Below are 24,256 nucleotides of genomic sequence, written 5' to 3'. Positions count from 1 at the left end.
CCTCTGCATGTCTCGGGAATGGCGCCTCAGAACGCGAAAAAGCCCGGCGCCTCGTGGGAGGGCCGGGCCTTGCGATTCGCGGTCCCGAAGGATCAGGCGTTGGCGGAAGCGGCCTTCGCGAGCTCTTTCTTGACCTTCAGCGCGGCGGCCGACAGATCCTCTTCCTTCGCCTTGGCGAGGAAGGCGTCGAGCCCGCCACGGTGGTCGACCGAGCGCAGCGCGTGCGACGAGACGCGGAACTTGAAGCCGCGGCCCAGCGTGTCGGACAGCAGCGTCACGTCCTGCAGGTTCGGCAGGAAGCGGCGGCGGGTCTTGTTGTTGGCGTGGCTGACATTGTTGCCAGTCATCGGGCCTTTTCCGGTCAGTTCGCAGCGGCGCGACATGGTCTCATCCTTCGTGTCTCGGGGCCTGGCAGAAATCCGAGCCCTAAGGCACGGATACGGCGTCGGCAACGGGGCCGGGCCATGAATTCGGTCAGGGGGCCTTACGGGGATTCCTCGGTGCCGTCAAGCATCCCGCAACGCGCGCGCGAGCGGTGCCAGCGCTGCCCGCGCCGCCGCCGCCGGTGCGGCGTGCCCGGCCTCGACCTCGGCGCGCAGATCGGCGAGCCGCCTCTCGAGGCCCGGATCCGCAGTCAGCAGGGCCATCAGCCCGGCGCGCAATTCGTCCTCGAACCACTGGCCCGCCTGCGCTGCGCGCATCCGCGCCAGAACGCCGTTCTCACGCCGCCACTCTGCCAGCCGCTCCAGCGTCGCCCAGGCCTCGTCGAGCCCGTCGCCGGTCAGCGCCGAGACGGTGCGTGCCGCCGGGATGCCCTCGGGGTCGGTGTCGCGCACCCGCATCAGCCGCAGCGCGCCGGCATAATCGGCGCAGGTTCTGCGCGCCTGCGCGGCGAGCTCGCCATCGGCCTTGTTGACCAGCACGAGGTCGGCGATCTCCATGATGCCGCGCTTCACGCCTTGCAACTCGTCGCCGCCGGCGGGGGCGAGCAGCAAGGCGAAGACGTCGGTCATTCGCGACACCAGCGTCTCTGACTGGCCGACGCCCACCGTCTCCACGATCACCACGTCGAACCCGGCCGCCTCACACAGCGCCATCGCCTCGCGGGTGCGGCGCGCCACGCCGCCCAGCTGGTCGGCGGCGGGGGAGGGGCGGATGAAGGCGCGGGGATCGCGGCTCAGCCGTTCCATGCGGGTCTTGTCGCCGAGGATCGAGCCGCCCGAGCGAGCCGAGGAGGGGTCGACCGCCAGCACCGCGACGCGGTGGCCGCGCTCGACGAGCCGGAGCCCCAGCGCTTCGATGAAGCTCGACTTGCCGACGCCCGGCGTCCCCGACAGCCCCACGCGCAGTGCCGAGCGCGACGGATCGGCCAGCCGGTCGAGAAGCGTCTCGGCCGCCTCGCGGTGGTCGGCGCGGGTGCTCTCGACCAGCGTGATCGCGCGGGCCAGCGCCCGCCTGTCGCCCGCCGCGACGCGCGCGGCCAGTTCCTCGGTTCCGTTGTTCATGCCCCCTTGTCGCGGGGCAGGGGCGGCCTGTCCAGATCCGGCCGCCCGCGCGACGTCAGCGACAGATCGCCTCGGCCCGCTCGGCGAAGGCCTTGTAACGGCTCCAGAACGCGCCAGAGCCGTCCTGCTGCCGCGTGTCCTGCGCCTTTTGCGGGTCCTTGAAGAACTTGGCCGCGCGGCGCTGCTCGCTGCCCGAGAGCGTCGCGTCGGCCGCGCCCTGCACGCAGGAGCACAGCGCCGCGTTGGCGCCGGGCCGGCCGCTCGCCTCGCAGGCGCGGCTGATCGCTCCCGATGGCCGACCGCCGCCGCAGGCGGCCAGAGTCAGAAGCGCAACAAGTCCAAGTTTCGCATACATGCCCGTATCCCCCGTGAGACCGGCCCGGGTTGTCCCGGATCGCGGTGCTGCTCTGCCGGGCGTCAAGATGCCGCAAGCCGCGGCCATGGGCAATCGGGGCGCGCATGCGCGGGCTTGCGCGTACCTCACGATGGCGTGAGCCGTGCCGCGCCGCAGCCACCCCGCGCCCCATTGACCGAAACCCCGAACCCCTTCATATGCGGGCCATGACCGAGCTTTCGCATATCCGCAACTTCTCCATCGTGGCCCATATCGACCACGGTAAATCGACGCTTGCCGACCGGCTGATCCAGTCGACCGGGACGGTGCAGGACCGCGAGATGAAGGCCCAGCTGCTCGACAGCATGGATATCGAGCGCGAGCGCGGCATCACCATCAAGGCGCAGACCGTCCGCATCGACTACAAGGCGCTCAACGGCGAGACCTATGTTCTCAACCTGATCGACACGCCGGGTCACGTCGACTTCGCCTACGAGGTCTCCCGCTCGATGCGCGCGGTCGAGGGCTCGCTGCTGGTGGTCGATTCGACCCAAGGGGTCGAGGCGCAGACGTTGGCAAACGTCTATCACGCGCTCGACGCGGATCACGAGATCGTCCCGGTGCTCAACAAGATCGACCTGCCGGCCTCCGAGCCCGCCCGGGTCAAGGAGCAGATCGAGGACGTGATCGGCATCGACGCCTCCGAGGCGATGCTGGTCTCGGCCAAGACCGGCGAGGGCATCCGCGAAACGCTCGAGGCGATCGTCCACCGCCTGCCCGCGCCCAAGGGCGAGCGCGACGCGCCGCTCAAGGCGATGCTGGTCGATAGCTGGTACGACCTCTATCTCGGCGTGGTCGTGCTGGTGCGGATCATGGACGGCGTGCTGCGCAAGAACGACCGGATCAAGTTCATGCAGAACGGCACGATCCACCAGGTCGACCGGATCGGCGTGTTCAAGCCGGGGATGCTGCCCGTCGACGAGCTGGGGCCGGGCGAGATCGGCTTCCTCACCGCCTCGATCAAGCAGGTGCGCGATACCAAGGTCGGCGACACCATCACCCACGAGAAGAAGGGCGCGGATAAGCCGCTGCCGGGCTTCGCGCCCTCCGTGCCGGTGGTGTTCTGCGGCCTGTTCCCGGTCGACTCGGCCGAGTTCGAGGACCTGCGCAACGCGATCGAGAAGCTGGCGCTCAACGACGCCTCTTTCTCCTACGAGATGGAGACCTCGGCGGCGCTCGGCTTCGGCTTCCGCTGCGGCTTCCTCGGGCTGCTGCACCTCGAGGTGATCCGCGACCGGATCGACCGCGAATACGGCATCGACCTGATCACCACCGCGCCCTCGGTCGTCTATCACGTCCATATGCGCGACGGCACGATGATCGAGCTGCACAACCCGGCCGACATGCCCGACCTGACCCATGTCGACCATCTGGAGGAGCCGCGGATCAAGGCGACGATAATGGTCCCGGACGATTACCTTGGCGACGTGCTCAAGCTCTGCCAGGACCGGCGCGGCATCCAGGAGGAGCTGACCTATGCCGGATCGCGCCCTTTAGTGGTCTATGACCTGCCGCTCAACGAGGTGGTGTTCGACTTCTACGACCGGCTGAAATCGGTGACCAAGGGCTACGCCTCCTTCGACTACCAGATCACCGGCTACCGGCAGGACAACCTCGTCAAGATGCAGATCCTCGTCAACGACGAGCCGGTCGACGCGCTGTCGATCATGGTGCATCGCGACCGCGCCGAGGCGCGGGGCCGGGCGATGGTGGAGAAGCTCAAGGAGCTGATCCCCCGCCACATGTTCAAGATCCCGATCCAGGCCGCGATCGGCGGCAAGGTCATCGCCCGCGAGACGCTCTCGGCGATGCGCAAGGACGTGACTGCCAAGTGCTATGGCGGCGACGCGACCCGGAAGCGCAAGCTCTTGGACAAGCAGAAGGCGGGCAAGAAGAAGATGCGCCAGTTCGGCAAGGTTGACATCCCGCAGGAGGCGTTCATCTCCGCCTTGAAGATGGACAGCTGATCTATTCTAGAAATTTGTCGAAACCTCCGGCCCCCAGGGCCGGAGGTTTTTCTTTGGTTGCAAGGACGTGACTGCCACGCGAGGCGCGTCTCACCCCTCCAGAAAGCCCCTGACCGCCGCCTCGACCTCGCGCGGCTTTTCCGCGTGCAGCCAATGCCCGGCGCCCTCGATCACCTCGAAGGACGGGTCCGCGAACAGCGCGTGGATCGCGTCATGGCGCGCCTCGCCGACATAGTTGGAGTTCGCCCCCGACAGGAATAGCGCCGGGCCGTCGAAGCGGCCCTCAACCTCCGGAAAGCCGAGGATCGTCTCCATGTCGCGCTCCAGCACGTCGAGGTTCAGCTTCCAGCGCTTTTCCTTGAGGTCGAGCGATTGCAGGAAGAACGCCGCCGTCGCGGCCTCCAAATCGTCGCCCAGCATCTCGGTCGCCTCGGACCGGCTGCCGATCCGCTCAAGGTCGACCTGCTTCATGCGGCGGATATTGTCGATCTGGTCATGGCCGTAGGACACCGGCGCGATGTCGGCCACGATCAGGCGACGCACGAGGTCGGGCCGGGTGAGGGCGAGCACCATCGACGCCTTGCCGCCCATCGAGTGGCCGAGCACGTCGGCGCGGCCATGGCTCTCCAGCACCTCGGCCAGATCCTCGGCCATGCCGAAATAGTCGTGGCTCTCGGTCCAGTGGCTGTCGCCGTGGTTGCGCATGTCGACCGAGATGACCTGCCGGTCCTCGCCCAACCGGCGCGCGATGACGCCCCAGTTGCGGGCCGAGCCGAACAGGCCATGGACGATCAGGAGGGGCGGGCGGTCGGAGGGCTCTCCGGTGAGGATGGTATTGAGCATGGGGGATGTTGTAGCGCCTGCATCCGCGCGCGCCAGCCCCGTCATCTGCCATTGAGTGCCGCCGCCCGGGGCGCTAACAAAGTCGCATGGACCGCACCACGATAACCGGCTGGACGCGCGAGATTTCCCGGCTGCTCACCGACCGCGCCGGGGTCGACGGACGCACGTTGGGCGACCGTCTCGACCGCGCCGCACCGGTGCTGCCGCCCGAGATCCTGTCGCGCGCCCGTTTCCTCGCCGCCGCCGAAGCGGTGGCCCGGATGCCCGGACGCGCCGAGGCGATCGACATGGAGCGGGTGGAGGCGGCCTATGTCACCGTGCAGAGCTGGCTGATGGCCGAGGAGCCCGACGAGCTGCGCCACGCGCTGCACCGGGCGATCTGGCGGCGCAGGATGCGCCATGCGATCACCATCCTCGTCGCGGCGGTGATCGCCTGGGTGCTGTGGCGCGAGGTCCTCTGACCCCGCGCCGACCTTCTCAGAGGTTGGGGTAGAGCGGGAAGCGCTTGCAGAGCTCCTCGACTTCGCCGCGCACCTTCTCCTCGACTTCCGCGTTGCCCTCGGCGCCGTTCGCCGCCAGCCCGTCGACCACCTCGACGATCCAGTCGGCGATCTGCCGGAACTCGGCCTCGCCGAAGCCGCGCGTGGTGCCCGCGGGCGAGCCGAGGCGGATACCGGAGGTCACGGCCGGCTTCTCCGGGTCGAAAGGGATGCCGTTCTTGTTGCAGGTGATGTTGGCGCGGCCCAGCGCGTCCTCGGTCGCGTTGCCCTTCACGCCCTTGGGGCGCAGGTCGACGAGCATCAGGTGGCTGTCGGTGCCGCCGGTGACGATGTCGAGGCCACCCTTCATCAGCTGGTCGGCGAGCGCCTGGGCGTTCTTCACGACCTGCTGCTGGTAGGTCTTGAACTCGGGGCGCAGCGCCTCGCCGAAGGCCACGGCCTTGCCGGCGATGACATGCATCAGCGGACCGCCCTGGATGCCCGGGAAGATCGCCGAGTTGACCTTCTTGGCGATCGCCTCGTCATTGGTGAGGATCATGCCGCCGCGCGGGCCGCGCAGCGTCTTGTGCGTGGTGGTGGTGGCGACATGCGCATGCGGGAAGGGGGAGGGGTAGAGACCCGCCGCCACGAGGCCCGCGAAATGCGCCATGTCGACGAGCAGATACGCACCGACGCTGTCGGCGATCCCGCGCATGCGCGGGAAGTCGATGATCCGCGGAATGGCCGAGCCGCCGGCGATGATCATCTTCGGCTGGTGCTCGGTCGCGAGCTCCTGGATCCGGTCGTAGTCGATCTGCTGGTCCTGCTGGCGCACGCCGTACTGGACCGCGTTGAACCACTTGCCCGACTGGTTCGGCTTGGCGCCGTGGGTCAGGTGGCCGCCCGCGTCGAGGCTCATCCCGAGGATGGTGTCGCCCGGCTGCAGCAGCGCCTGGAACACGCCCTGGTTCGCCTGCGAGCCGGAGTTCGGCTGCACGTTGGCGAATTCGCAGGAGAACAGCTGCTTGGCGCGGTCGATGGCGAGGTTCTCGGCCACGTCGGCAAACTCGCAGCCGCCGTAGTAGCGCCGCCCCGGATAGCCTTCGGCATACTTGTTGGTGAGCACCGAGCCCTGGGCCTCGAGCACGGCGGCCGAGACGATGTTCTCGCTGGCGATCAGCTCGATCTCGTGGCGCTGGCGGCCGAGTTCGTCGGTGATCGCCTTGGCGATCTCGGGGTCGCGGCTGGCGAGCGTTTCGGTGAAGAAGCCGTCGTCGCGGGTGGATGCGTTCATCTCGGACACCTCGTGCGGGGTTGCGTCGCGGCACTCTTAGCGCAGGGGAAGGGGGGTCAAAAGCCCCGAAACCGTCGCGGCTTGCCTTTCGGTCATGGCTGGCCGACAACCTATCGGCAGCATCCGGGAGGACAGGGATTTGGGGACCGACCGCATCGCCTTTCTGGCCAGCGAGACCGGTGTGGCGCAGGAGACGCGCGAACGGCTCGCGCTGCGCTACGGCGACCACCCGCTCGCGGATGCCGACGTCGTGGTGGCTCTGGGCGGCGACGGCTTCATGCTGCAGACGCTGCACGCGACCGAGGGGCTGGACCTGCCGGTCTATGGCATGAACCGCGGCACCGTGGGCTTCCTGATGAACGCCTTTTCCGAGGACGACCTGCCCGAGCGGGTCGCCGCCGCAGAGGAGGCGATCATCAACCCGCTCGCCATGCTGGCCGAGACCGCCTCCGGCGAGGTGCAGCGCGGTTTGGGTATCAACGAGGTCAGCCTGCTGCGCGCCGGGCCCCAGGCGGCCAAGCTGCGGGTCATCGTCGACGGGCGGGTGCGCCTCGAGGAGCTGGTCTGTGACGGGGCGCTGGTGGCGACGCCGGCCGGGTCGACGGCCTACAACTACTCCGCCTACGGGCCGATCCTGCCGATCGGGGCCGACGTGCTCGCGCTCACCGCCATCGCGCCGTTCCGGCCCCGGCGCTGGCGCGGCGCGCTGCTGCCCACCGGCGCCACGGTGCGCTTCGAAGTGCTCGAGCCCGAGAAGCGGCCGGTGATGGCCGATGCCGACAGCCGGCTGGTGCGCGACGTGGTCGCGGTCGAGATCCGCTCCGAGCCGCGGGTGCGCCACCGCATCCTCTTTGATCCCGGCCACGGGCTCGAGGAGCGGCTGATCCGCGAGCAGTTCGCCTAGTTGAAGCTGATCACGGCGAGGATCACCGCGAGGATCGAGAACAGGCCGGCCCCGGCGCCCAGCCCGGCAATGCGCGCCGCATCCGGGGCGCGGGCCGCACGGGCGGCGCGGCGCGCTTCGACCTGCATCAGCACCGTCATCGCGGTCAGCCCCAGTACCGCCAGCATCTTGAGCCAGAAGGACAGCGGCAGCGCGGCGCCATAGACCAGGCCGGCCATCCAGGGGCCGGTGATCCAGAGCACCACCAGCGCCCCGACCGAAACCATGCCGATCCGCTTCTGCAATGCACCGAAGGCTGGCGCCGCCTCGGGGCGCGACCGGGCCAGACGTGCCGCGATGGCGTTGGCCACGCCGCCGCCCAGGCCCAGCGCCAGCGCGAGGATGTGCAGGCTCTTGAGCAGCCCGAATGTGGCCGTCACGCCGTCTTCTCCGTCTTGGTCATGCCGTAGCCCAAGGGCGCGATCGCGGCCCGCAGCTCGTCGAGGATGGTGGGGTCGTCGATCGTCGCGGGCATCGCGAAATCCTCGCCATCGGCGATCTTGGCCATGGTCGCGCGCAGGATCTTGCCCGAACGGGTCTTGGGCAGCCGTTCGACCACCACCGCCAGCTTGAAGGCGGCCACCGGCCCGACGCGTTCCCGCACCAGATCGACCGCTTCGCCGACGATATCCTCGGGCGGCCGTCCGCAATTGCGGTTCAGACAGAGAAAGCCCATCGGCAGCTGTCCCTTGAGCGGATCGGACACGCCGATCACCGCGCACTCGGCCACGTCGGGATGATCGGCCAGCACCTCCTCCATCCCGCCGGTCGAGAGGCGATGCCCGGCCACGTTGATCACGTCGTCGGTCCGCGCGAGGATCGAGACATAGCCATCCTCGTCGATCATCCCGGCATCGCCGGTGGTGTAGTAGCCGGGATGGGTCGAGAGATAGCTGCGGCGGAACCGTGCCTCGTCGCCCCAGATCCCGGTGAGCGTGCCCGGCGGCAGCGGCAGGCGGATCGCCACCGCGCCCAGCTCGCCGCGCGGCCGGTCGTGGCCCGCCTCGTCGAGGATGTGCACGTCGTAGCCCGGCATCGGCACCGTCGAGGAGCCGTCCTTCACCGGCAGCGGCTCGATCCCGACCGGGTTGCCGGTGATCGTGTAGCCGGTCTCGGTCTGCCACCAGTGGTCGTAGACCGGCACCTGCGCCACGTCGCGCGCCCAGGCAACCGTGTCGGGATCGGCCCGCTCCCCGGCAAGATAGATCGCGCGCAGCGCGGAAAGGTCGTGGTCGCGCGCCATCCGTCCCTCCGGATCCTCACGCTTGATCGCGCGCAACGCAGTGGGCGCTGTGAAGAAGGTCCGCACCTTGTTCTGGGCGATCACCCGCCAGAAGGCGCCGGCATCGGGCGTGCCGACGGGCTTGCCCTCATAGACCACCGTCGTGTTGCCGTGGATCAGCGGCGCGTAGCAGATATAGCTGTGGCCCACGACCCAGCCGACATCGGATGCGGCCCAGAACACCTCGCCCGGCTCGGTGGCGTAGATGTTCTTCATGGTCCAGTGCAGCGCCACGAGATGGCCGCCGGTGGGGCGGACCACGCCCTTGGGCCTGCCGGTCGTGCCGGAGGTATAGAGGATATAGGCCGGGTGGTTCGCCTCCACCGGCACGCAATCGGCCGGTTCGGCCTCCTCCTGAAAATCGTGCCATTCGATGTCGCGGCCATGCTCGATCGCGGCCATCGCCTGCGGACGCTGCAGGATCACGCAGAATTCCGGCTTGTGGTCGGCCTCGCGCAGCGCCTGATCCAGCAGCGGCTTGTAGGCGACCACGCGGTTCGGCTCGATCCCGCAGGACCCGGCGAGGATCGCCTTGGGCTTGCAGTCGTCGATCCGCACCGCGAGTTCGCGCGCCGCGAAGCCGCCGAAGACCACGCAATGGATCGCGCCGATCCGGGCGCAGGCCAGCATCGCCTCGATCGCCTCGGGGACCATCGGCATGTAGATCACGACGCGGTCGCCCTTGGTCACCCCGCGCGCCTTGAGCGCGCCTGCCAACCGCGCGACCCGACCCAGAAGCTCGCCATAGGTGATCTCGGTCCGGCTCTCGGTGACGGGGCTGTCATGGATGATCGCGATGTCATGGGTTCGGCCCTCGGCCACGTGCCGGTCGAGCGCGTTGTGACAGCCATTGACCATGCCGTCGGGAAACCACAGCGGCACCGGGTCGGCCTCTTCCGAGAGCGCCTGGCTCGGGAAGCGGTGCCAGTCGATGGCACGCGCGGCCTGCAACCAGAAGCCCTCGGGATCCGAGCGCCAGCTTTCATAAACTTCCGCATAGGTCATGGCCGTCCTCCCTCGGGACGGAATCCTACGCCTGCCCAAGGGTTTCGGGCAAGTGTCACGCACCGTAGTCCGGCGCGATCCAGGGCAAACGGTGCGGATTGCCCGAATAGGCGGAGCGGAAAGTGGGGGAGGCGTGTGCCTCCCCGCAGGATCTCAGCCGTAATGCGCGACCGGCGTGCCGGCGATGGCCGACATGTTGAGAAGGCCGCGCGCGGTGATCGAGGGGGTCACGATATGGGCGCGGTTGCCCATCCCCATCAGGATCGGCCCGACCTCGAGCCCGGCGCCCTTCATCTTGAGGATGTTGCGCACGCCCGACGCCGCGTCGGTGTTGGCGAAGACCAGACAGTTGGCCGCGCCGTTGAGCCGTGCGCCGGGGAAGATCCGCTCCCGCAGCACCGGGTCGAGCGCGGCATCGACATGCATCTCGCCCTCATAGGCGAAATCGCGCGGGCTCGCGTCGAGAACCTCCAGCGCGGCGCGCATCCGGCGCCCGGTGCCGATGTCGAGATTGCCGAACTGCGAATGCGAGCACAGCGCGATCTGCGGCGCGAGGCCGAAGCGGCGGATATGCCGGGCGCAGCCCTCGACCGTCTCGGCGATCTGCTCGGGCGTCGGCTCGGCATGGACCTGCGTGTCGGCGATGAACAGCGGCCCGTCCTCGAGGATCATCAGCGACAGCGCGCCGACCGGGCGCAGATCGGCGGTGCCGAGCACCTGCTCGATATAGTTGAGGTGCCACAGATACTGGCCGAAGGTGCCGCAGATCAGGCTGTCGGCCTCGCCGCGATGCACCATCACCGCGCCGATCGCGGTGGTGTTGGTCCGCATGATCGCCTTGGCCAGATCGGGGGTCACGCCCTTGCGGGCCATGATCTCGTGATAGGTGCCCCAGTAGTCGCGGTAGCGGGGGTCGTTCTCGGGATTGACGATCTCGAAGTCCATGCCGGGCCGGATGGTCAGGCCCGCGCGCTCGCAACGGGTCTCGATCACCTCGGGGCGTCCGATCAGGATCGGCGTGTCGGTGGTCTCCTCGATGATCGCCTGCGCGGCGCGCAGCACGCGCTCGTCCTCGCCCTCGGCGAAGACGATCTTGCGCGCCGCCTCGCGGGCCGCGTCGAAGACCGGGCGCATCAGCAGCGCCGATTTGAACACCGAGCTGTCGAGCCGTTCCTTGTAGCCCTTCATGTCGGCGATCGGGCGCGCCGCGACGCCGGTCTCCATCGCGGCCTTGGCCACGGCCGAGGCCACGACGCCCATCAGCCGGGGATCGAAGGGCTTGGGGATCAGGTAATCGGCGCCGAAGGTGAGCTGCTCGCCACTGTAGGCGGCCGCCGCCTCGGCCGAGGTGGTGGCGCGCGCCAACGCTGCGATGCCCTCGACGCAGGCGATCTTCATCTCGTCGTTGATCGTCGTCGCGCCGACATCGAGCGCGCCCCGGAAGATGAAGGGGAAGCACAGCACGTTGTTGACCTGGTTCGGGAAGTCCGACCGGCCGGTGGCGATGATCGCGCCCGGTTTCACCTCGCGGGCGAGGTCGGGCATGATCTCGGGCGTCGGGTTGGCGAGCGCGAAGATGATCGGGCGGTCGGCCATCCTTTCGACCATCTCGGGCTTGAGCACGCCGGGGCCTGACAGGCCGAGGAACAGGTCGGCGCCGTCGATCACGTCGCCAAGGCCGCGCGGCCCGCCCCGCTGGGCATAGGCGGCCTTCTGGGGGGTCATGTCCTCTTCGCGGCCCTCATGGACGAGGCCGGCGAGATCGCACAGGAACACGTTTTCGCGCTTCACGCCGAGCTTGATCAGCATGTCGAGGCAGGCGATGCCCGCGGCACCTCCGCCGGTCGAGACGACCTTGATCTCCTCGAACGACTTGCCGGCCACCCGCAGCGCGTTGGTGGCGGCGGCGCCGACGACGATCGCGGTGCCGTGCTGGTCGTCATGGAAGACGGGGATGTTCATCCGCTCGCGGCAGATCTTCTCGACGACGAAGCAGTCGGGGGCCTTGATGTCCTCGAGATTGATCGCGCCGAAGGTCGGCTCGAGGGCGCACACGATGTCGGCGAGCTTCTCGGGGTCGCTTTCGTCGAGTTCGATGTCGAAGCAGTCGATATTGGCGAACTTCTTGAACAGGACCGCCTTGCCCTCCATCACCGGCTTGGAGGCCAGCGCGCCGATATTGCCCAGACCCAGGACGGCGGTGCCGTTGGTGACCACGGCGACCAGATTGCCGCGCGAGGTGTAGTCGCGCGCCGTGTCCGGCTCGGCCTTGATCTCGAGGCAGGCCTCGGCGACGCCGGGGGAATAGGCGCGGCTCAGGTCGCGGCCATTGGCCAGCGGCTTGGTGGCGCGGATCTCCAGCTTTCCGGGCTTGGGCAGCCGATGATAGTCGAGCGCGGCCTGCCGCAGCCCGTCGGAGCCCCCGCGGGCGGTGTCGTCACTGCTTTCGGCCATCGCGTCGTCTCTCCCCAAAACGGAATGGTTCAGCATTAAACCTTTTCTTCGGGGGCGCGAAAGCCCTATCGCTCGTCGCGCCTCTCGCGCAGCGCGGCGATCCGCTCGTCGGCCTGTGCCTCGGTGAGCGCGGTGTCGAACTCCTCGCCGGTCTTCTCGCACAGGTCGCGCAGGATCGTCGCCTGCTGCGGGTTCATCGGTGCGTCGGGATCGTCGGGGGTGCGCGCCTCGGTTTCGGGCAACACGGATTTGGTCGGTTCGATCATGTCGGGACCTCCTGTGATTGCGAAACCGGGCAGCGGGGCAGGGGTTCCGCGAGGGCGGACTTGCATGAAGCGGGGGCGCGGGACACAGTTTCCGGCAAACCCCCGATGGAGGCCCCTTATGTCGCTGGTCGATGACGCGCGCGCGGTGCGCGAGAACGCCTATGCCCCCTATTCCAACTTCAAGGTCGGCGCGGCGATCCGCGCGACTTCCGGCACCGTGCATCTCGGCGTCAATGTCGAGAACGTCGCCTATCCGGAAGGCACCTGCGCCGAGGCCGGCGCCATCGCCGCGATGATCGCCGCCGGCGATGCCGAGATCGCGGAGGTGGCGGTGATCGCCGACAGCCCGGTGCCGGTCTCGCCCTGCGGCGGCTGCCGCCAGAAGCTGGCCGAATTCGGCAAGGGCGACGTACGGGTCACGCTGGCCACCACCGACGGTAAAACCCGGCAGACCACGCTGGCCGAGCTTCTGCCCGGCGCCTTCGACCGTCACCAGATGGACCGGGCCTGATGCAGGCGGCGCGTCTCATCGCCGCCCTGCGGCGCGGCGAGACACCCCCGGCGGAGGCGGTGCGCGAGTTTGCGCGCGGCCTCGCCGACGGCACCGTGTCCGACGCGCAGGCCGGGGCCTTCGCCATGGCGGTCTGCTGCCGGGGTCTTGGCGAGGCGGGTCGCGTGGCCCTGACCGAAGGGATGCGCGACAGCGGTGACCGGCTGTCCTGGGACCTGCCGGGGCCGGTGCTCGACAAGCATTCGACCGGCGGCGTGGGCGACCCGGTGTCGCTGCTGCTCGCACCGGCGCTGGCGGCCTGCGGCGTCTTCGTCCCGATGATTTCCGGACGGGGCCTCGGTCATACCGGCGGCACGCTCGACAAGCTCGAGGCGGTACCGGGGCTCTCCACACAGGCCGACGAGGACCGGCTGCGCGCGATCACCCGCGAGGTGGGCTGCGCCATCGTCGGTGCGACCGGGCGCATCGCCCCGGCCGACAAGCGGCTCTACGCCATCCGAGACGTCACCGGCACGGTCGACAGCGTCGACCTGATCACCGCCTCGATCCTGTCCAAGAAGCTCGCCGCCGGACTGGAAGGGCTGGTGCTCGACGTGAAGCTCGGCTCGGGTGCCTTCATGAAGTCGCGCGAGGAGGCGCTTGCGCTGGGCGGCGCGCTGGTGGCGACCGCCAATGGCGCGGGCTGCCCGACCGCGGCCTTCATCACCGACATGGACGAGCCCCTCGCCCCGGCGCTGGGCAACGCCACCGAGATGGCCGTCGTGATGCGCGTGCTCGAAGGCGACCGTCTCGCCGCGCCGCGGCTGCACGACCTGACCGTGGCGCTGGGCGGGCGGCTGATGGCGCTGGCCGGTGGCGCCGAGGGCGAGGGCGAGGAAATGATCGCCCATGCCATCGCGAGCGGCCGGGCGATGGAGCGCTTCGCCGCGATGCTGCACGGCCTCGGCGGCCCTGCCGACATGGCCGAGAACTGGCGCGCGCATCTGCCGTCGGCGCCTGTGGTGCGCGATGTCGCCGCCCGCGAGGCCGGGCATCTCGCCGCGATCGACGGCGAGGCGCTGGGCCACGCGGTGGTGGGTCTCGGTGGCGGTCGGCGGGTCGAGAGCGACCGGATCGACCCGGCCGTGGGCCTGACCGACGTGACCCGGCTCGGCACCCGGATCGCCCCCGGCGACCTGCTGGCGCGCATCCACGCGGCGAATGAGGAGGCCGCCGATGCCGCCGAGGCGGCGCTGCGCGACGCCATGCGCATCGGCTCGGCGCCGCAACTCAACGACCTGGTGATCGAAAGGATCGACCCATGAGCCGTGTCTTCCTGCTGGTGATGGACAGCGCCGGGATCGGCGGCGCGCCCGATGCTCACGCCTTCTTCAATGGTGACACCCCCGATACCGGCTCCAACACGATCGGCCATATCGCCGAAGCCTGCGCCGCGGGGCGCGCCGAGGAGGGCCGCTCCGGTCCGCTGCGCCTGCCGACGCTCGACTCCCTGGGGCTCGGGCGGGCCATCGCCCTGGCCTCGGGCCTCGACGCGCCCGGTCTCGGGGCCGAGCCCGTGGGCCCTTGGGGCGCCGCGACCGAGGTGTCGAACGGCAAGGACACGCCCTCGGGCCACTGGGAACTCGCCGGCGTGCCGGTGCCGTGGGACTGGCACTATTTCCCAAAGGAGATCCCGGCCTTTCCGACCGAGGTGACCCGGGCGCTGATGCAGGCTGCCGGCACCGACGGCATTCTCGGCAACCGCCATGCCTCGGGCACCGCCGTCATCGACGAGGAGGGCCCCGAGCACATGCGCACCGGCTGGCCGATCTGCTACACGTCGGTCGACAGCGTGCTGCAGATTGCCGCCCATGAGGAGCGCTTCGGCCTTGAGCGGCTGCTGGAGATGTGCCGGGAGGTCGCGCCGCTGCTGCACGACATAAAGGTCGGCCGCGTCATCGCCCGGCCCTTCGTCGGCGACGAGACGACCGGCTTCACCCGCACCGCCAACCGTCGCGATTTTGCCATCGCGGCGCCGGGCCGCACGCTGCTCGACAGCGCGAAGCGGGCGGGGCGGGACGTGCACGCGGTCGGCAAGATCGGCGACATCTTCTCGATGCGCGGCGTCACCGACCTGCGCAAGGGACCGGATGCGAAGCTGATGGAGCACCTGTCGGACCTTGTGGACGAGGCCCGGGACGGCGCCCTGGTCTTCGCCAACTTCGTCGAGTTCGACACCAATTACGGCCACCGCCGCGACGTGTCGGGCTATGCGCGTCACCTCGAATGGTTCGACGCCGAGCTGGGCCGCATCCTGCCGCGGATGCGTGCGGACGATCTCGTGATCGTCACCGCCGATCACGGCAACGACCCGACCTTCGTCGGCACCGATCATACCCGCGAGCGGGTGCCGGTGCTGTGCCACGGCCCGGAGCCGCGCGCGCTGGGGCAGATCGGTTTCACCGATGTCGGCGCGCTGGCGGCAGCGCATCTCGACATTCCGCTCCCCGACCCGGAGGCCACGCCATGAGCTATCGATCCATGCCCAAGGTCGAGCTGCACCTGCACCTTGAGGGCGCGGCGCCGCCATCTTTCATCAAGGGGCTCGCTCGCGAGAAGCACATCGATATCGACCGCATCTTCGCCGAGGATGGCGGCTATGCGCGCGGCAGCTTCGAGTGGTTTCTCAAGGCCTATGACGCGGCCTGCACCACGCTGCAGGGGCCCGAGGATTTCCGCCGCCTGATGCTCGCGGTGCTGGAGGAGAGCGCCGCGCATGGGGTGATCTACACCGAGTTCTTCGTCTCGCCGGATTTCTGCGGCGGCGGCGATCTCGCGGCGTGGCGCGACTATCTCGACGCGATGACCGATGCCGCCGACGAGGCCGAGCAGCGCATGGGCATCGCCTCGCGCGGCGTCGTGACCTGCCTGCGCCATCTCGGCCCAGAGGCCGCCAAGCCGATCGCGCGCTGCGCCGCCGAGACCAAGGGCCGCTTCGTCACCGGCTTCGGCATGGCCGGCGCCGAGATGATGCACCGGCCCGGCGATTTCTCCTGGGCCTTCGACGCCGCGCGCGAGGCCGGGCTGGGGCTGACCGCCCATGCCGGCGAATGGGGCGGACCCGACATGGTCCGCGAGACCGTCGACCTGCTGGGCTGCGCGCGGATCGGCCATGGAATCAATGCCGTGTCGGACCATGCGCTGTGCGACCACCTGATCGAGCGGGGCGTCACCCTCGAGGTCTGCCCGGTCTCGAATCTGGTGCTCGGCGCGGTGCCGGACTGGAAGAGCCACCCAATCGAGGAGTTGCGCGATCGCGGGCTGCGCGTCACCGTCTCGACCGACGACCCGCCCTGGTTCGGCACCACCATGACCCATGAATACGACATGCTGGAAAAGCATTTCGGCTGGGAAGAGGAACGGCTGGCGATCGCCAACCGCGTTGCCGCCGAGGCGGCCTTCTGCGATGACGCCACACGCGCGGAGATCCTGAAGAAACTGGAGGCGGCATGAGCCACACCGACAAACATTTGACCGTCGTCGAACACCCGCTGGTCCAGCACAAGCTGACCCTGATGCGGAAATCCGAGACCTCGACCGCGAGCTTCCGGCAGCTCCTGCGGGAGATCAGCCTGCTCCTCGCCTACGAGGTGACGCGCGATCTGCCGATGACCACCACCCGCATCGACACGCCGATGCAGCCGATGGACGCCCCGGCGATCGAGGGCAAGAAGCTGGCGCTGATCTCGATCCTGCGCGCCGGCAACGGCCTGCTCGACGGCATCCTCGAACTGATCCCCTCGGCCCGGGTCGGCTTCGTGGGCCTCTATCGTGATCCCGAAACGCTGGAACCGGTGGAGTACTACTTCAAGGTGCCCGGCGGCCTCGACGCGCGGCTGACCATCGCGGTCGATCCGATGCTGGCCACCGGCAATTCCTCGGTCGCGGCGATCGACAAGCTGAAGGAGGCGGGCGCCAAGGACATCATCTTCCTGTGCCTGCTGGCGGCGCCCGAAGGCGTGGCGCGGATGAAGGAAGCCCATCCCGACGTGCCGATCGTCACCGCCGCGCTCGACGAGCGACTCGATGATCATGGCTACATCGTGCCCGGACTGGGGGATGCGGGTGACAGGATGTTCGGAACCAAGTAGCGCCAGCTTTACAGCTTGACGGGGCTGCGCCATGGTTTCGGAAAACATCCCGGGGGCAGGGGGCAGCATGTTCAAGACGATACTCGCCGTGTCGGCGACGGCCTTGGCCGTGGCGGGCCCGGCCATGGCGCAGGACCGGCTTCCGGCGGAGTTTCCGCCCGAAAGCTATGCCGGCAACCAGTATGTGGACAGTGAAGGCTGCGCCTTCATCCGTGCTGGCATCGGCGGCATGACCAACTGGATCCCGCGCATGAGCCGGGACCGCGAGCCGCTCTGTGGGTTCCAGCCCACGCGCATCGCCGGCGCCGCGCCGCCGGTGCTGCCCGATCCGGCCCCCGCCGCCGCGCCCGAGCGGCGCGCCGAGGCGGTGGCCGCAAGCGCGCCCGCGACGCGTCGCGCGGCGCCCAGTTCGCCCCGCGTCGTCGCGCCGCAGCCGGTCCGGAGCGAGGCGCCGCGCCTGACCTTCGCCGCCTTCTGCGCCGGCCGCAGCGGCCCGCAGCCGGGCTATGTCAGCAGCCGCACCGGCGAGACCATCGATTGCGGTGGTGCTGTCGCGGCGCCGGGCGCACCGCTGCGCGGCGCGGTGACTCTGGCCGCCGTCTGCGCCGACATGGCGGCGACCGGGCGGCGTTACGTGCTGCGCGACACCGGCGCGCCGGTGACCTGTGGGCCGCAGAGCGCGACCGCCCCGGCGCCGGGCAGCCGCCTCGCCGCGACCCGCATGCCCACGGCGCCCGCCGCCCCGGGGGCGCCGGTCGCCGCCGGGCAGGGGCCGGTGGCGATGGCCGTCACGAGCTGCGCCGAGACCGGCCGCTCGGGCCTGCCGCGTCGCTGCGGACCGCAGGCGCAATCCCCCTCGGGCATCGGCAACGCCGCCCGGGCCGCGACGGCGCCCGCCGCCGGCCATGCCGCCGCTCTGGCCTTTCTCGACCCGCAGGCCGATCGGCTGATGCGCGCGGCCGCGGCGGTGACACTGCCCGATCCGGCAACGCCGCCGGCCGGCTATCGCCGCGCCTTCGACGACGGCCGGCACAACCCGCTGCGCGGCGTTCGCATCGTCGAGCGCGCGGGTGCGGGGCAGGTGCGTGCGCCGGTCACGGCCGCGCCGGTGGCCGTGCCGACGGCGCTGGTGGCCCGCGTGTCGACCAGCTCCGCCCCGGCGCAGGCCGCAACGGGCCGCTTCGTGCAGCTCGGCACCTATGCCGAAGCGGCCAATGCCGAACGGGCAGCAGCGCGGTTGCGGGCAATGGGCCTGCCGGTGGCGCAGGGCCATGTCAGCCGCAACGGCACCAAGATGCGGGTGGTCGCGACCGGCCCCTTCGCCGACCCCGCGACGCTGGGCCGGGCGCTGGGCGCGGTGCGGGCCGCCGGATACACCGACGCCTTCGCCCGTCGCTGAGCTTGGGTAACAGGCCGGGGCTCAGCCCCGGCAGATGCCCTGCAGGCTGACCCAATCGCCATCCGAGATCACCGGACCGGCGCTTCCGGCAGGCTCGGCAGCCACTAGGACAGCCGCGTCGAGCCCGGCGGCGCCGGTGGCGCGGACCCATGGCCCGATCGGCACGCCGGCCTCCGCGAATTTCCCCAAGAGCAACGTCTCATCGGCGCGCGGCGTCGGCGTCACGGCGAGGTAACGGGCCTGCGCCTGCAGCTTTTCGGTCGGGATGTCGCCGGTGGTCAGCAGCCGCAGCACCGTGCCGAAACCGGCCTCGCGCAGCAGCGCGTCGAGCGGGTCATGCTCATCTCGGCTGGCGGCCGTGGCCAGCACGTGGCCGGCAACCACGGCCGGGTCCTCGGTCTCGGTCAGCAGCGTCTCGGGCAGCACGATGATCCCGCCGGGAAGATAGAGCGGGCCTTCGAGCCCTTCGGGCACCACCACGATCTGGCCGCCGCGCCGGCCCAGAAGGCGGTCGCGCAGCCGGTTCAACGCCTCGCTGCCTAGCGGATCGCGGCAAGTCGGCCCGGTGATCTCCTGGATCATCCCGAGCAGCGTCGCGCCGAACTCGCTGCGCTTGCCCGGCGGCACGACGCTCAGGGTCTGCTGCATCAGCGCGCCGGGCAGCCAGAACACCGCCAGCCCGATCGCGAGCGCGGTGCTGCCCCAGATCACGCCTTGGCGCAGGCGCCCCGGCCGGGGCTGCCGCGCGGCGACGGCGCGGCGCACCTTTTCCAGCGCGCCGATCATGGTGTCGTCTTCGATTTCGAGCGTCTCGCTGGCCTCGGCATCGGGAGCGTAGAGGGCAGGGCGCTGACCGGGGTTGAGCCGGTTGAGCGCGGGCAGCGACCAATGGGTGACCGGCAGGCCGCTATCGTCCGACAGGACCAGCGTCGCCTCGCCAAAGGATACCGTGACGCCACGCGGCTCGGCGCCCGGTTCCGGATACCAGGTGCCGATCGTTTCCAGCCGGGCGAATTCCTTCAGTGCGGTCATCGGTCCTTTCGCGGCCAAACCCTTCCCGGCCTGCCGTTTGGCGCAACATAGCCCCCGCTCCGGGGGAGGAACAGGGGCCAAGCGTGGATCGGTTCCCGCCGAAGCGCGCATATCGCGGCGCTCCGGCGGGAAGTGGCTCAGGCGGCAGCCGCGCGGCCGTCGCCATAGCGGCCGTAGAAGCTCTGCCCGGCATCGGCGAGCTCCCGCAGAAGCCCGGGCGTGGCAAAGCGCGTGCCGTGCCGTGCGGCGAGGCCGTCGCAGCGCTCCGCCGCGGTGCCGGCGCCGATCATGTCGAGCCAGGAGAACGGCCCGCCCGACCAGGGCGCAAAGCCCCAGCCGAGGATCGCCGCCACGTCGCCCTCGCGGATGTCGGTGAGAACGCCGTCTTCGAAGGCGCGCACCGCTTCGAGCACCTGCGCGAAGAGCAGACGCTGCTGCACCTCGACGAGATCGGGCTGCTCCGCCGCGACCGGGAAGCGATCCCGCAGGCCGTCCCACAGGCCGGTGCGCTTGCCCTTGTCGTCATAGGCATAGAAGCCGGAATTCGACTTGCGCCCCATCCGGCCCTGGTCGGCCATCCAGAACAGCACCTCGTCCACCGCCTCGTCCGGATAGGCGTCGCCCATCGCGGCCTTGGTCGCCTTGGCGATCTTGACGCCCAGATCGATCGAGGTCTCGTCGACCAGCTGCAGCGGCCCGAGGGGCATGCCGACCAGACGCGCGGCGTTCTCGATCAGCGCGGGCTCGACCCCTTCGGCAACCATGCGGATGCCTTCGTTGATGTAGGGGATGATGCAGCGGTTGGCGTAGAAAAAGCGCGCGTCGTTGACCACGATCGGCGTCTTGCGGATCTGCCGCACGAAATCGAGCGCCTTGGCCACCGCCACGTCGCCGGTTTCGCGACCCTTGATGATCTCGACCAGCATCATCTTGTCCACCGGCGAGAAGAAGTGGATGCCGATGAACCGATCGGGCCGCTGGCTGGCGCGGGCCAGTTCGGTGATCGGCAGGGTGGAGGTGTTGGTGGCGAAGATCGCGTCCTCGCCGATCACCGCCTCGACCCGCTGCGTCATCTCCGCCTTGACACGGGGATCCTCGAACACCGCCTCGACGATCAGATCGCAGCCCCGGAGCGCTTCGATCTCGGGCGTCGCAGTGATCCGGCCCAGCACGGCTTCCTTCTTCTCAGGCGTCACCTTGCGGCGCTGGATGCCCTTGTCGAGAAGCCCTTCGGAATGGGCCTTGCCACGGTCGGCCGCCTCCTGGTCGCGGTCGATCAGCACCACCTCGATGCCTGCCAGAGCCGCGACATGGGCGATGCCCGCGCCCATCATACCGGCGCCCAGCACGCCCAGCTTCCTGACGCTCTGATCGGGCGCCTCGGGCCGGTTGGCGCCCTTCTCCAGCGCCTGCTTGCTCAGGAAGAGCGAGCGGATCATCGCCTCGGAGGAGGGGTTCATCAGCACATGGGTGAACCAGCGCGCCTCGATCCTGATTGCGGTGTCGAAATCGACCAGCGCGCCTTCATAGACCGCCGAGAGCAGCGCCTTGGCGGCCGGGTAGACGCCCTGCGTCTTGCCATGCACCATCGCGCTCGCGCCGACGAAGGTCATGAAGCCCGCCGGGTGGTAAGGCGCGCCGCCGGGCATCTTGTAGCCCTTGGCGTCCCAGGGCTTCACCAGATCGGCGTCCTTGGCGCTCAGCACCCAGGCCTTCGCGGCGGCGAGCGGGTCCTCGACCACCTCGTCGACGAGGCCGAGCGCCTTGGCCTTCTTTGGGTCGCTCAGCTTGCCCTCGAGCAGCAGGGGCGAGGCGCCCATCGCGCCCAGCTTGCGCACGAGGCGGGTGGTGCCACCGGCGCCGGGGAAGATGCCGACCATGATCTCGGGGAGGCCGATCTTGGCCTTCGGGTTGTCGGCCACGAAGATCCGGTGACAGGCGAGCGGGATCTCGAGCCCGATCCCCAGCGCGGTGCCGGGCAGGGCGGCGGCGATCGGCTTGCCGCCCTTGTTGGTCTTGGGGTCCATCCCGGCGCGCTCGATCTTGCGCAGCACGCCATGCATCCGCATCACGCCTTCGAACACGGCCTTCGCCGGCTCGTCGCCGCCGGCCTGCTTCATCCCGGCGATCACGCCGAGATCCATGCCGCCGGCGAAATCGGGCTTGGCCGAGGTGATGACGATGCCCTTCACGGCTTCGTCGGCCAGGGCCTCGTCGATCCGCGCCTCGAGCTCCTCGAAGCCCTGCATCGACATCACGTTCATGGAACGGTCCGGCACGTCCCAGCTAATGACGGCAACGCCGTCGGCGCCCTTCTCGAGGGTGAAATCGGTCATCACGACCTCCCGTTGGCAGGATATGTGGAAAGGGGGCGGCGTGCCGCCCGTGTCAGTCGGCCGGCTCCGGCGGCGCGCCGAACTCGATCATCTCGATCACCGGGCGCGGCTTGTCGAAGCGGCAGTAGTAGATCACGTCCAGGTCGACCCGGTCGTGCCCGTCGTTCTCGAAGCTGCGCTCGATCCAGACCCGGAACCGGCCCGAGCGGGGCAACTCCAGCGTGTGGATGCGCAGCCGGCTTTCCCGCATCTGCCGCTTGCCGAGATCGCGCTGCCAGTTCTGCAGCCAGCTGCGGTACATGTCGCGCGTGGCGAGCACCCGCATGCCGTCCCTGCCCTGCACAGGCAGGGGATAGGCGCAATCGTCCAGCATCTCCTCGATCCGTCCCTCGCGGAACAGCTGGGCATGATGCTCGATGAACTGCGACAGGGGACAACCCATGCCAAGAACCTTCACGCTTGGGAGCGGTCGAGATCAAACAGACATTAGTTCCCGGCGCAATCATGTCCATGCGGCGGCGCGCGCCAAGATGCGGTGCTGCCACGGATCAGACCCGCTCGATGATGGTGGCCGCACCCATGCCCGAGGCCACGCAGAGCGTGGCGAGGCCGGTGCCCTTGCCGGTGCGCTCCATCTCATCGAGCAGGATGCCGAGGATGATCGCTCCGGTTGCGCCGAGCGGATGCCCCATCGCGATGGCGCCGCCATTGGGGTTGAGCGCGGCGGGGTCGATGTCGAAGGCCTGCTGGAAGCGCAGCGGGATCGCCGAGAAAGCCTCGTTGACCTCGAACAGGTCGATGTCGGAGATCGCCATGCCGCTGTCGGCGAGGATCTTCTCGGTCACGGGCACCGGGCCGGTCAGCATGATGGTCGGGTCGGTGCCGATCTTGGCGGTGGCGCGGATGCGCGCGCGCGGCTTGAGCCCATGCGCCCGTCCGAATTCCGCATCGCCGATCAGCAGACCCGCGGCGCCATCGACGATGCCCGAGGAGTTGCCCGCGTGGTGGACGTGCTCGATCCGCTCCAGATGCGGATACTTCATCAGCGCGACCTTGTCGAAGCCGGGCATCACCTCGCCCATCGCCTTGAAGGAGGGCTCGAGCGCGCCCAGCGCCTGCATGTTGGTCTGCGGCCGCATGTATTCGTCGCGATCGAGAATGGTCAGGCCGTTGACGTCCTTGACCGGTACCACAGAACGGGCGAAGCGGCCGTCATCCCAGGCTGCCTTGGCGCGGCGCTGGCTCTCGACGGCGAAGGCGTCGACATCGTCGCGCGAGAAGCCGTATTGGGTCGCGATGATGTCGGCCGAGATCCCCTGCGGCACGAAATAGCTCTTCATCGCGAGCGACGGGTCGACGGCGATGGCCGCGCCGTCCGAACCCATCGGCACGCGGCTCATCGCCTCGACCCCGCCGGCGATATAGGCGCGGCCCGCACCGGCGCGGACCTGGTTGGCGGCGAGGTTCACCGCCTCCATGCCGCTGGCGCAGAAACGGTTGATCGACAGGCCCGGAATGCGCTCGTCGAGCGAGGATGCCAGCACGGCGGAGCGGGCGAGGCAGCCGCCCTGTTCGCCGACCTGCGTGGCGTTGCCCCAAATCACGTCCTCGACCGCATGGCCTTCCAGCCCATTGCGGGACGCGAGCGCGTCGAGGACGAAGGCGGAGAGCCGGAGGCTCGTGACCTCGTGCAGCGAGCCGTCCTTGCGGCCCTTGCCGCGCGGCGTACGGATGGCGTCGTAGATATAGGCGTCGGTCATGTCGTCACTCCTTCCCGGTCGGCGGGCGATCCGGGCATCAGCTCGTATGGGTGTTTCCAGCCGGGCAGGGCCGCGATGCGGTCGAGCCAGCGGTCGATATGGGGGTGCGCGGCCCGGTCGAAGCCGAAGGGCTCGGGATAATAGAGGTAGCCGCAGCAGGAGAAGTCGGCATTGGTCGGCCCGTCGCCCACCAGCCAGTCGCGGGTCTCCAGCGCCCGGTCGAGGGTGGCATAGGTCGGGGCGAGCCGTCCCTGCAGCCACTTGATCACCTGTTCGGGCCGCTTCTCGGGCGGCAGGAAGTTCATCAGGAAGCGCAGGCTTCCGGCCTGCCCGGAGAGCTTGTGGTTGTCCCACAGAACCCAGCGCAGCACCTCGCGCTTCTGCTCGGGCGTCTCGCCGCCGAACTTGCCGGTACGCTCGCTGATCCAATCCTGGATCGCGCCGGACTGGCTGAGACGGAGCCCGTCATCGGTTTCCAGCACCGGCACCTCGCCCATCTCGTTGAGCGCGCGGAACGCGTCCGAGCGGGCGGCGCCGGCGAAGAAATCGACCTTCACCGGCTCCCAGTCGAGCCCCGCGAGGGTCATCGGCAGCGCCGCCTTGTAGGCGTTGCCGCTCTCGCCGAAGCAATGCAGTCGGATCATCTTACCTCCCCG

At 69.4% G+C, this 24,256-nt stretch carries 23 protein-coding genes; 9 read left to right on the top strand and 14 right to left on the bottom strand.

Annotated elements, in window-relative coordinates; genetic code table 11:
* Positions 1-92 precede the first annotated feature (92 nt).
* The 3 genes from rpmB to FHS00_RS05915 all read right to left on the bottom strand — a co-directional run bounded on the left by rpmB (position 93) and on the right by FHS00_RS05915 (position 1,860).
* Positions 93-383 (bottom strand): 50S ribosomal protein L28, encoded by a 291-nt coding sequence (rpmB, locus tag FHS00_RS05925; RefSeq protein WP_183470822.1) that lies wholly within the window; start codon positions 381-383, stop codon positions 93-95.
* Between the two features lie 123 nt (positions 384-506).
* Positions 507-1,505: a methylmalonyl Co-A mutase-associated GTPase MeaB gene (gene meaB / locus FHS00_RS05920; RefSeq protein ID WP_183470821.1), complete on the bottom strand. Its 999-nt coding sequence runs from the start codon at positions 1,503-1,505 to the stop codon at positions 507-509.
* 55 nt (positions 1,506-1,560) lie between these two features.
* On the bottom strand, positions 1,561-1,860 hold the full coding sequence (locus FHS00_RS05915) for an arginine transporter (RefSeq protein WP_183470819.1): 300 nt from the start codon (positions 1,858-1,860) through the stop codon (positions 1,561-1,563).
* Between the two features lie 206 nt (positions 1,861-2,066).
* On the opposite strand from FHS00_RS05915, the gene lepA reads away from it, so the two are divergent.
* Positions 2,067-3,866 (top strand): translation elongation factor 4, encoded by a 1,800-nt coding sequence (gene lepA / locus FHS00_RS05910; RefSeq protein ID WP_183470818.1) that lies wholly within the window; start codon positions 2,067-2,069, stop codon positions 3,864-3,866.
* Positions 3,867-3,956: 90 nt separating this feature from the next.
* Here lepA and FHS00_RS05905 read toward each other — a convergent pair whose 3' ends face one another.
* Positions 3,957-4,709, bottom strand: coding sequence for an alpha/beta fold hydrolase (locus FHS00_RS05905; RefSeq protein ID WP_183470816.1), 753 nt, complete (start codon positions 4,707-4,709; stop codon positions 3,957-3,959).
* Positions 4,710-4,795: 86 nt separating this feature from the next.
* Between FHS00_RS05905 and FHS00_RS05900 the strand changes: the two genes are divergently transcribed.
* Positions 4,796-5,170: a hypothetical protein gene (locus FHS00_RS05900; RefSeq protein ID WP_183470814.1), complete on the top strand. Its 375-nt coding sequence runs from the start codon at positions 4,796-4,798 to the stop codon at positions 5,168-5,170.
* Between the two features lie 16 nt (positions 5,171-5,186).
* Here the strand turns inward: FHS00_RS05900 and glyA are convergent, their stop codons facing one another.
* On the bottom strand, positions 5,187-6,482 hold the full coding sequence (gene glyA / locus FHS00_RS05895; protein WP_183470812.1) for a serine hydroxymethyltransferase: 1,296 nt from the start codon (positions 6,480-6,482) through the stop codon (positions 5,187-5,189).
* A gap of 139 nt (positions 6,483-6,621) precedes the next feature.
* On the opposite strand from glyA, the gene FHS00_RS05890 reads away from it, so the two are divergent.
* Positions 6,622-7,386, top strand: a complete 765-nt coding sequence (locus FHS00_RS05890; protein WP_183470810.1) for an NAD kinase — start codon at positions 6,622-6,624, stop codon at positions 7,384-7,386.
* Here FHS00_RS05890 and FHS00_RS05885 read toward each other — a convergent pair.
* The 4 genes from FHS00_RS05885 to FHS00_RS05870 form a co-directional block, all read right to left on the bottom strand.
* Positions 7,383-7,805 (bottom strand): DUF2269 family protein, encoded by a 423-nt coding sequence (locus FHS00_RS05885; RefSeq protein WP_183470808.1) that lies wholly within the window; start codon positions 7,803-7,805, stop codon positions 7,383-7,385. The two genes, FHS00_RS05890 and FHS00_RS05885, sit on opposite strands and share 4 nt — an antisense overlap.
* Positions 7,802-9,712 (bottom strand): AMP-binding protein, encoded by a 1,911-nt coding sequence (locus FHS00_RS05880; RefSeq protein ID WP_183470806.1) that lies wholly within the window; start codon positions 9,710-9,712, stop codon positions 7,802-7,804. The genes FHS00_RS05885 and FHS00_RS05880 overlap by 4 nt, the downstream gene beginning before the upstream one ends.
* 153 nt (positions 9,713-9,865) lie before the next feature.
* Positions 9,866-12,166, bottom strand: a complete 2,301-nt coding sequence (locus tag FHS00_RS05875) for an NADP-dependent malic enzyme (protein ID WP_183470804.1) — start codon at positions 12,164-12,166, stop codon at positions 9,866-9,868.
* A gap of 65 nt (positions 12,167-12,231) precedes the next feature.
* On the bottom strand, positions 12,232-12,432 hold the full coding sequence (locus tag FHS00_RS05870) for a DUF3072 domain-containing protein (protein ID WP_183470802.1): 201 nt from the start codon (positions 12,430-12,432) through the stop codon (positions 12,232-12,234).
* Positions 12,433-12,550: 118 nt separating this feature from the next.
* On the opposite strand from FHS00_RS05870, the gene FHS00_RS05865 reads away from it, so the two are divergent.
* The 6 genes from FHS00_RS05865 (at position 12,551) to FHS00_RS05840 (ending at position 18,472) form a co-directional block, all read left to right on the top strand.
* Complete coding sequence (locus FHS00_RS05865) at positions 12,551-12,943, top strand: cytidine deaminase (RefSeq protein ID WP_183470800.1); 393 nt, start codon at positions 12,551-12,553, stop codon at positions 12,941-12,943.
* Positions 12,943-14,247, top strand: a complete 1,305-nt coding sequence (locus FHS00_RS05860) for a thymidine phosphorylase (protein ID WP_183470798.1) — start codon at positions 12,943-12,945, stop codon at positions 14,245-14,247. The genes FHS00_RS05865 and FHS00_RS05860 overlap by 1 nt, the downstream gene beginning before the upstream one ends.
* Complete coding sequence (locus FHS00_RS05855; protein WP_183470796.1) at positions 14,244-15,452, top strand: phosphopentomutase; 1,209 nt, start codon at positions 14,244-14,246, stop codon at positions 15,450-15,452. The genes FHS00_RS05860 and FHS00_RS05855 overlap by 4 nt, the downstream gene beginning before the upstream one ends.
* Positions 15,449-16,435: an adenosine deaminase gene (locus tag FHS00_RS05850; RefSeq protein WP_183470794.1), complete on the top strand. Its 987-nt coding sequence runs from the start codon at positions 15,449-15,451 to the stop codon at positions 16,433-16,435. The genes FHS00_RS05855 and FHS00_RS05850 overlap by 4 nt, the downstream gene beginning before the upstream one ends.
* Positions 16,432-17,073, top strand: coding sequence for a uracil phosphoribosyltransferase (upp, locus tag FHS00_RS05845; RefSeq protein ID WP_183470792.1), 642 nt, complete (start codon positions 16,432-16,434; stop codon positions 17,071-17,073). Before FHS00_RS05850 ends, upp begins: the two co-directional genes overlap by 4 nt.
* 67 nt (positions 17,074-17,140) lie before the next feature.
* Positions 17,141-18,472, top strand: a complete 1,332-nt coding sequence (locus FHS00_RS05840; RefSeq protein ID WP_183470790.1) for an SPOR domain-containing protein — start codon at positions 17,141-17,143, stop codon at positions 18,470-18,472.
* Between the two features lie 21 nt (positions 18,473-18,493).
* On the opposite strand, the gene FHS00_RS05835 is transcribed toward FHS00_RS05840, so the two are convergent.
* The 5 genes from FHS00_RS05835 to FHS00_RS05815 all read right to left on the bottom strand — a co-directional run bounded on the left by FHS00_RS05835 (position 18,494) and on the right by FHS00_RS05815 (position 24,244).
* The gene (locus FHS00_RS05835) at positions 18,494-19,504 is read right to left on the bottom strand and encodes a hypothetical protein (protein ID WP_183470788.1); all 1,011 of its coding nucleotides are present in this window, start codon (positions 19,502-19,504) and stop codon (positions 18,494-18,496) included.
* Positions 19,505-19,641: 137 nt separating this feature from the next.
* The gene (locus FHS00_RS05830) at positions 19,642-21,840 is read right to left on the bottom strand and encodes a 3-hydroxyacyl-CoA dehydrogenase NAD-binding domain-containing protein (protein ID WP_183470786.1); all 2,199 of its coding nucleotides are present in this window, start codon (positions 21,838-21,840) and stop codon (positions 19,642-19,644) included.
* A gap of 52 nt (positions 21,841-21,892) precedes the next feature.
* Positions 21,893-22,282, bottom strand: a complete 390-nt coding sequence (locus FHS00_RS05825; protein WP_183470784.1) for a hypothetical protein — start codon at positions 22,280-22,282, stop codon at positions 21,893-21,895.
* 106 nt (positions 22,283-22,388) lie between these two features.
* Positions 22,389-23,600: an acetyl-CoA C-acetyltransferase gene (locus FHS00_RS05820; RefSeq protein WP_183470782.1), complete on the bottom strand. Its 1,212-nt coding sequence runs from the start codon at positions 23,598-23,600 to the stop codon at positions 22,389-22,391.
* A complete protein-coding gene (locus tag FHS00_RS05815) occupies positions 23,597-24,244 on the bottom strand; it encodes a glutathione S-transferase family protein (protein WP_183470780.1) in 648 nt (215 codons plus the stop codon). Before FHS00_RS05815 ends, FHS00_RS05820 begins: the two co-directional genes overlap by 4 nt.
* Positions 24,245-24,256: the final 12 nt, after the last annotated feature.

Source organism: Limimaricola variabilis (assembly GCF_014195545.1).
Taxonomy (GTDB): Bacteria; Pseudomonadota; Alphaproteobacteria; order Rhodobacterales; family Rhodobacteraceae; genus Limimaricola; species Limimaricola variabilis.
The sequence above is the reverse complement of the archived record's forward strand: the minus strand, read 5'-3'. Positions and strand labels throughout refer to the sequence as shown.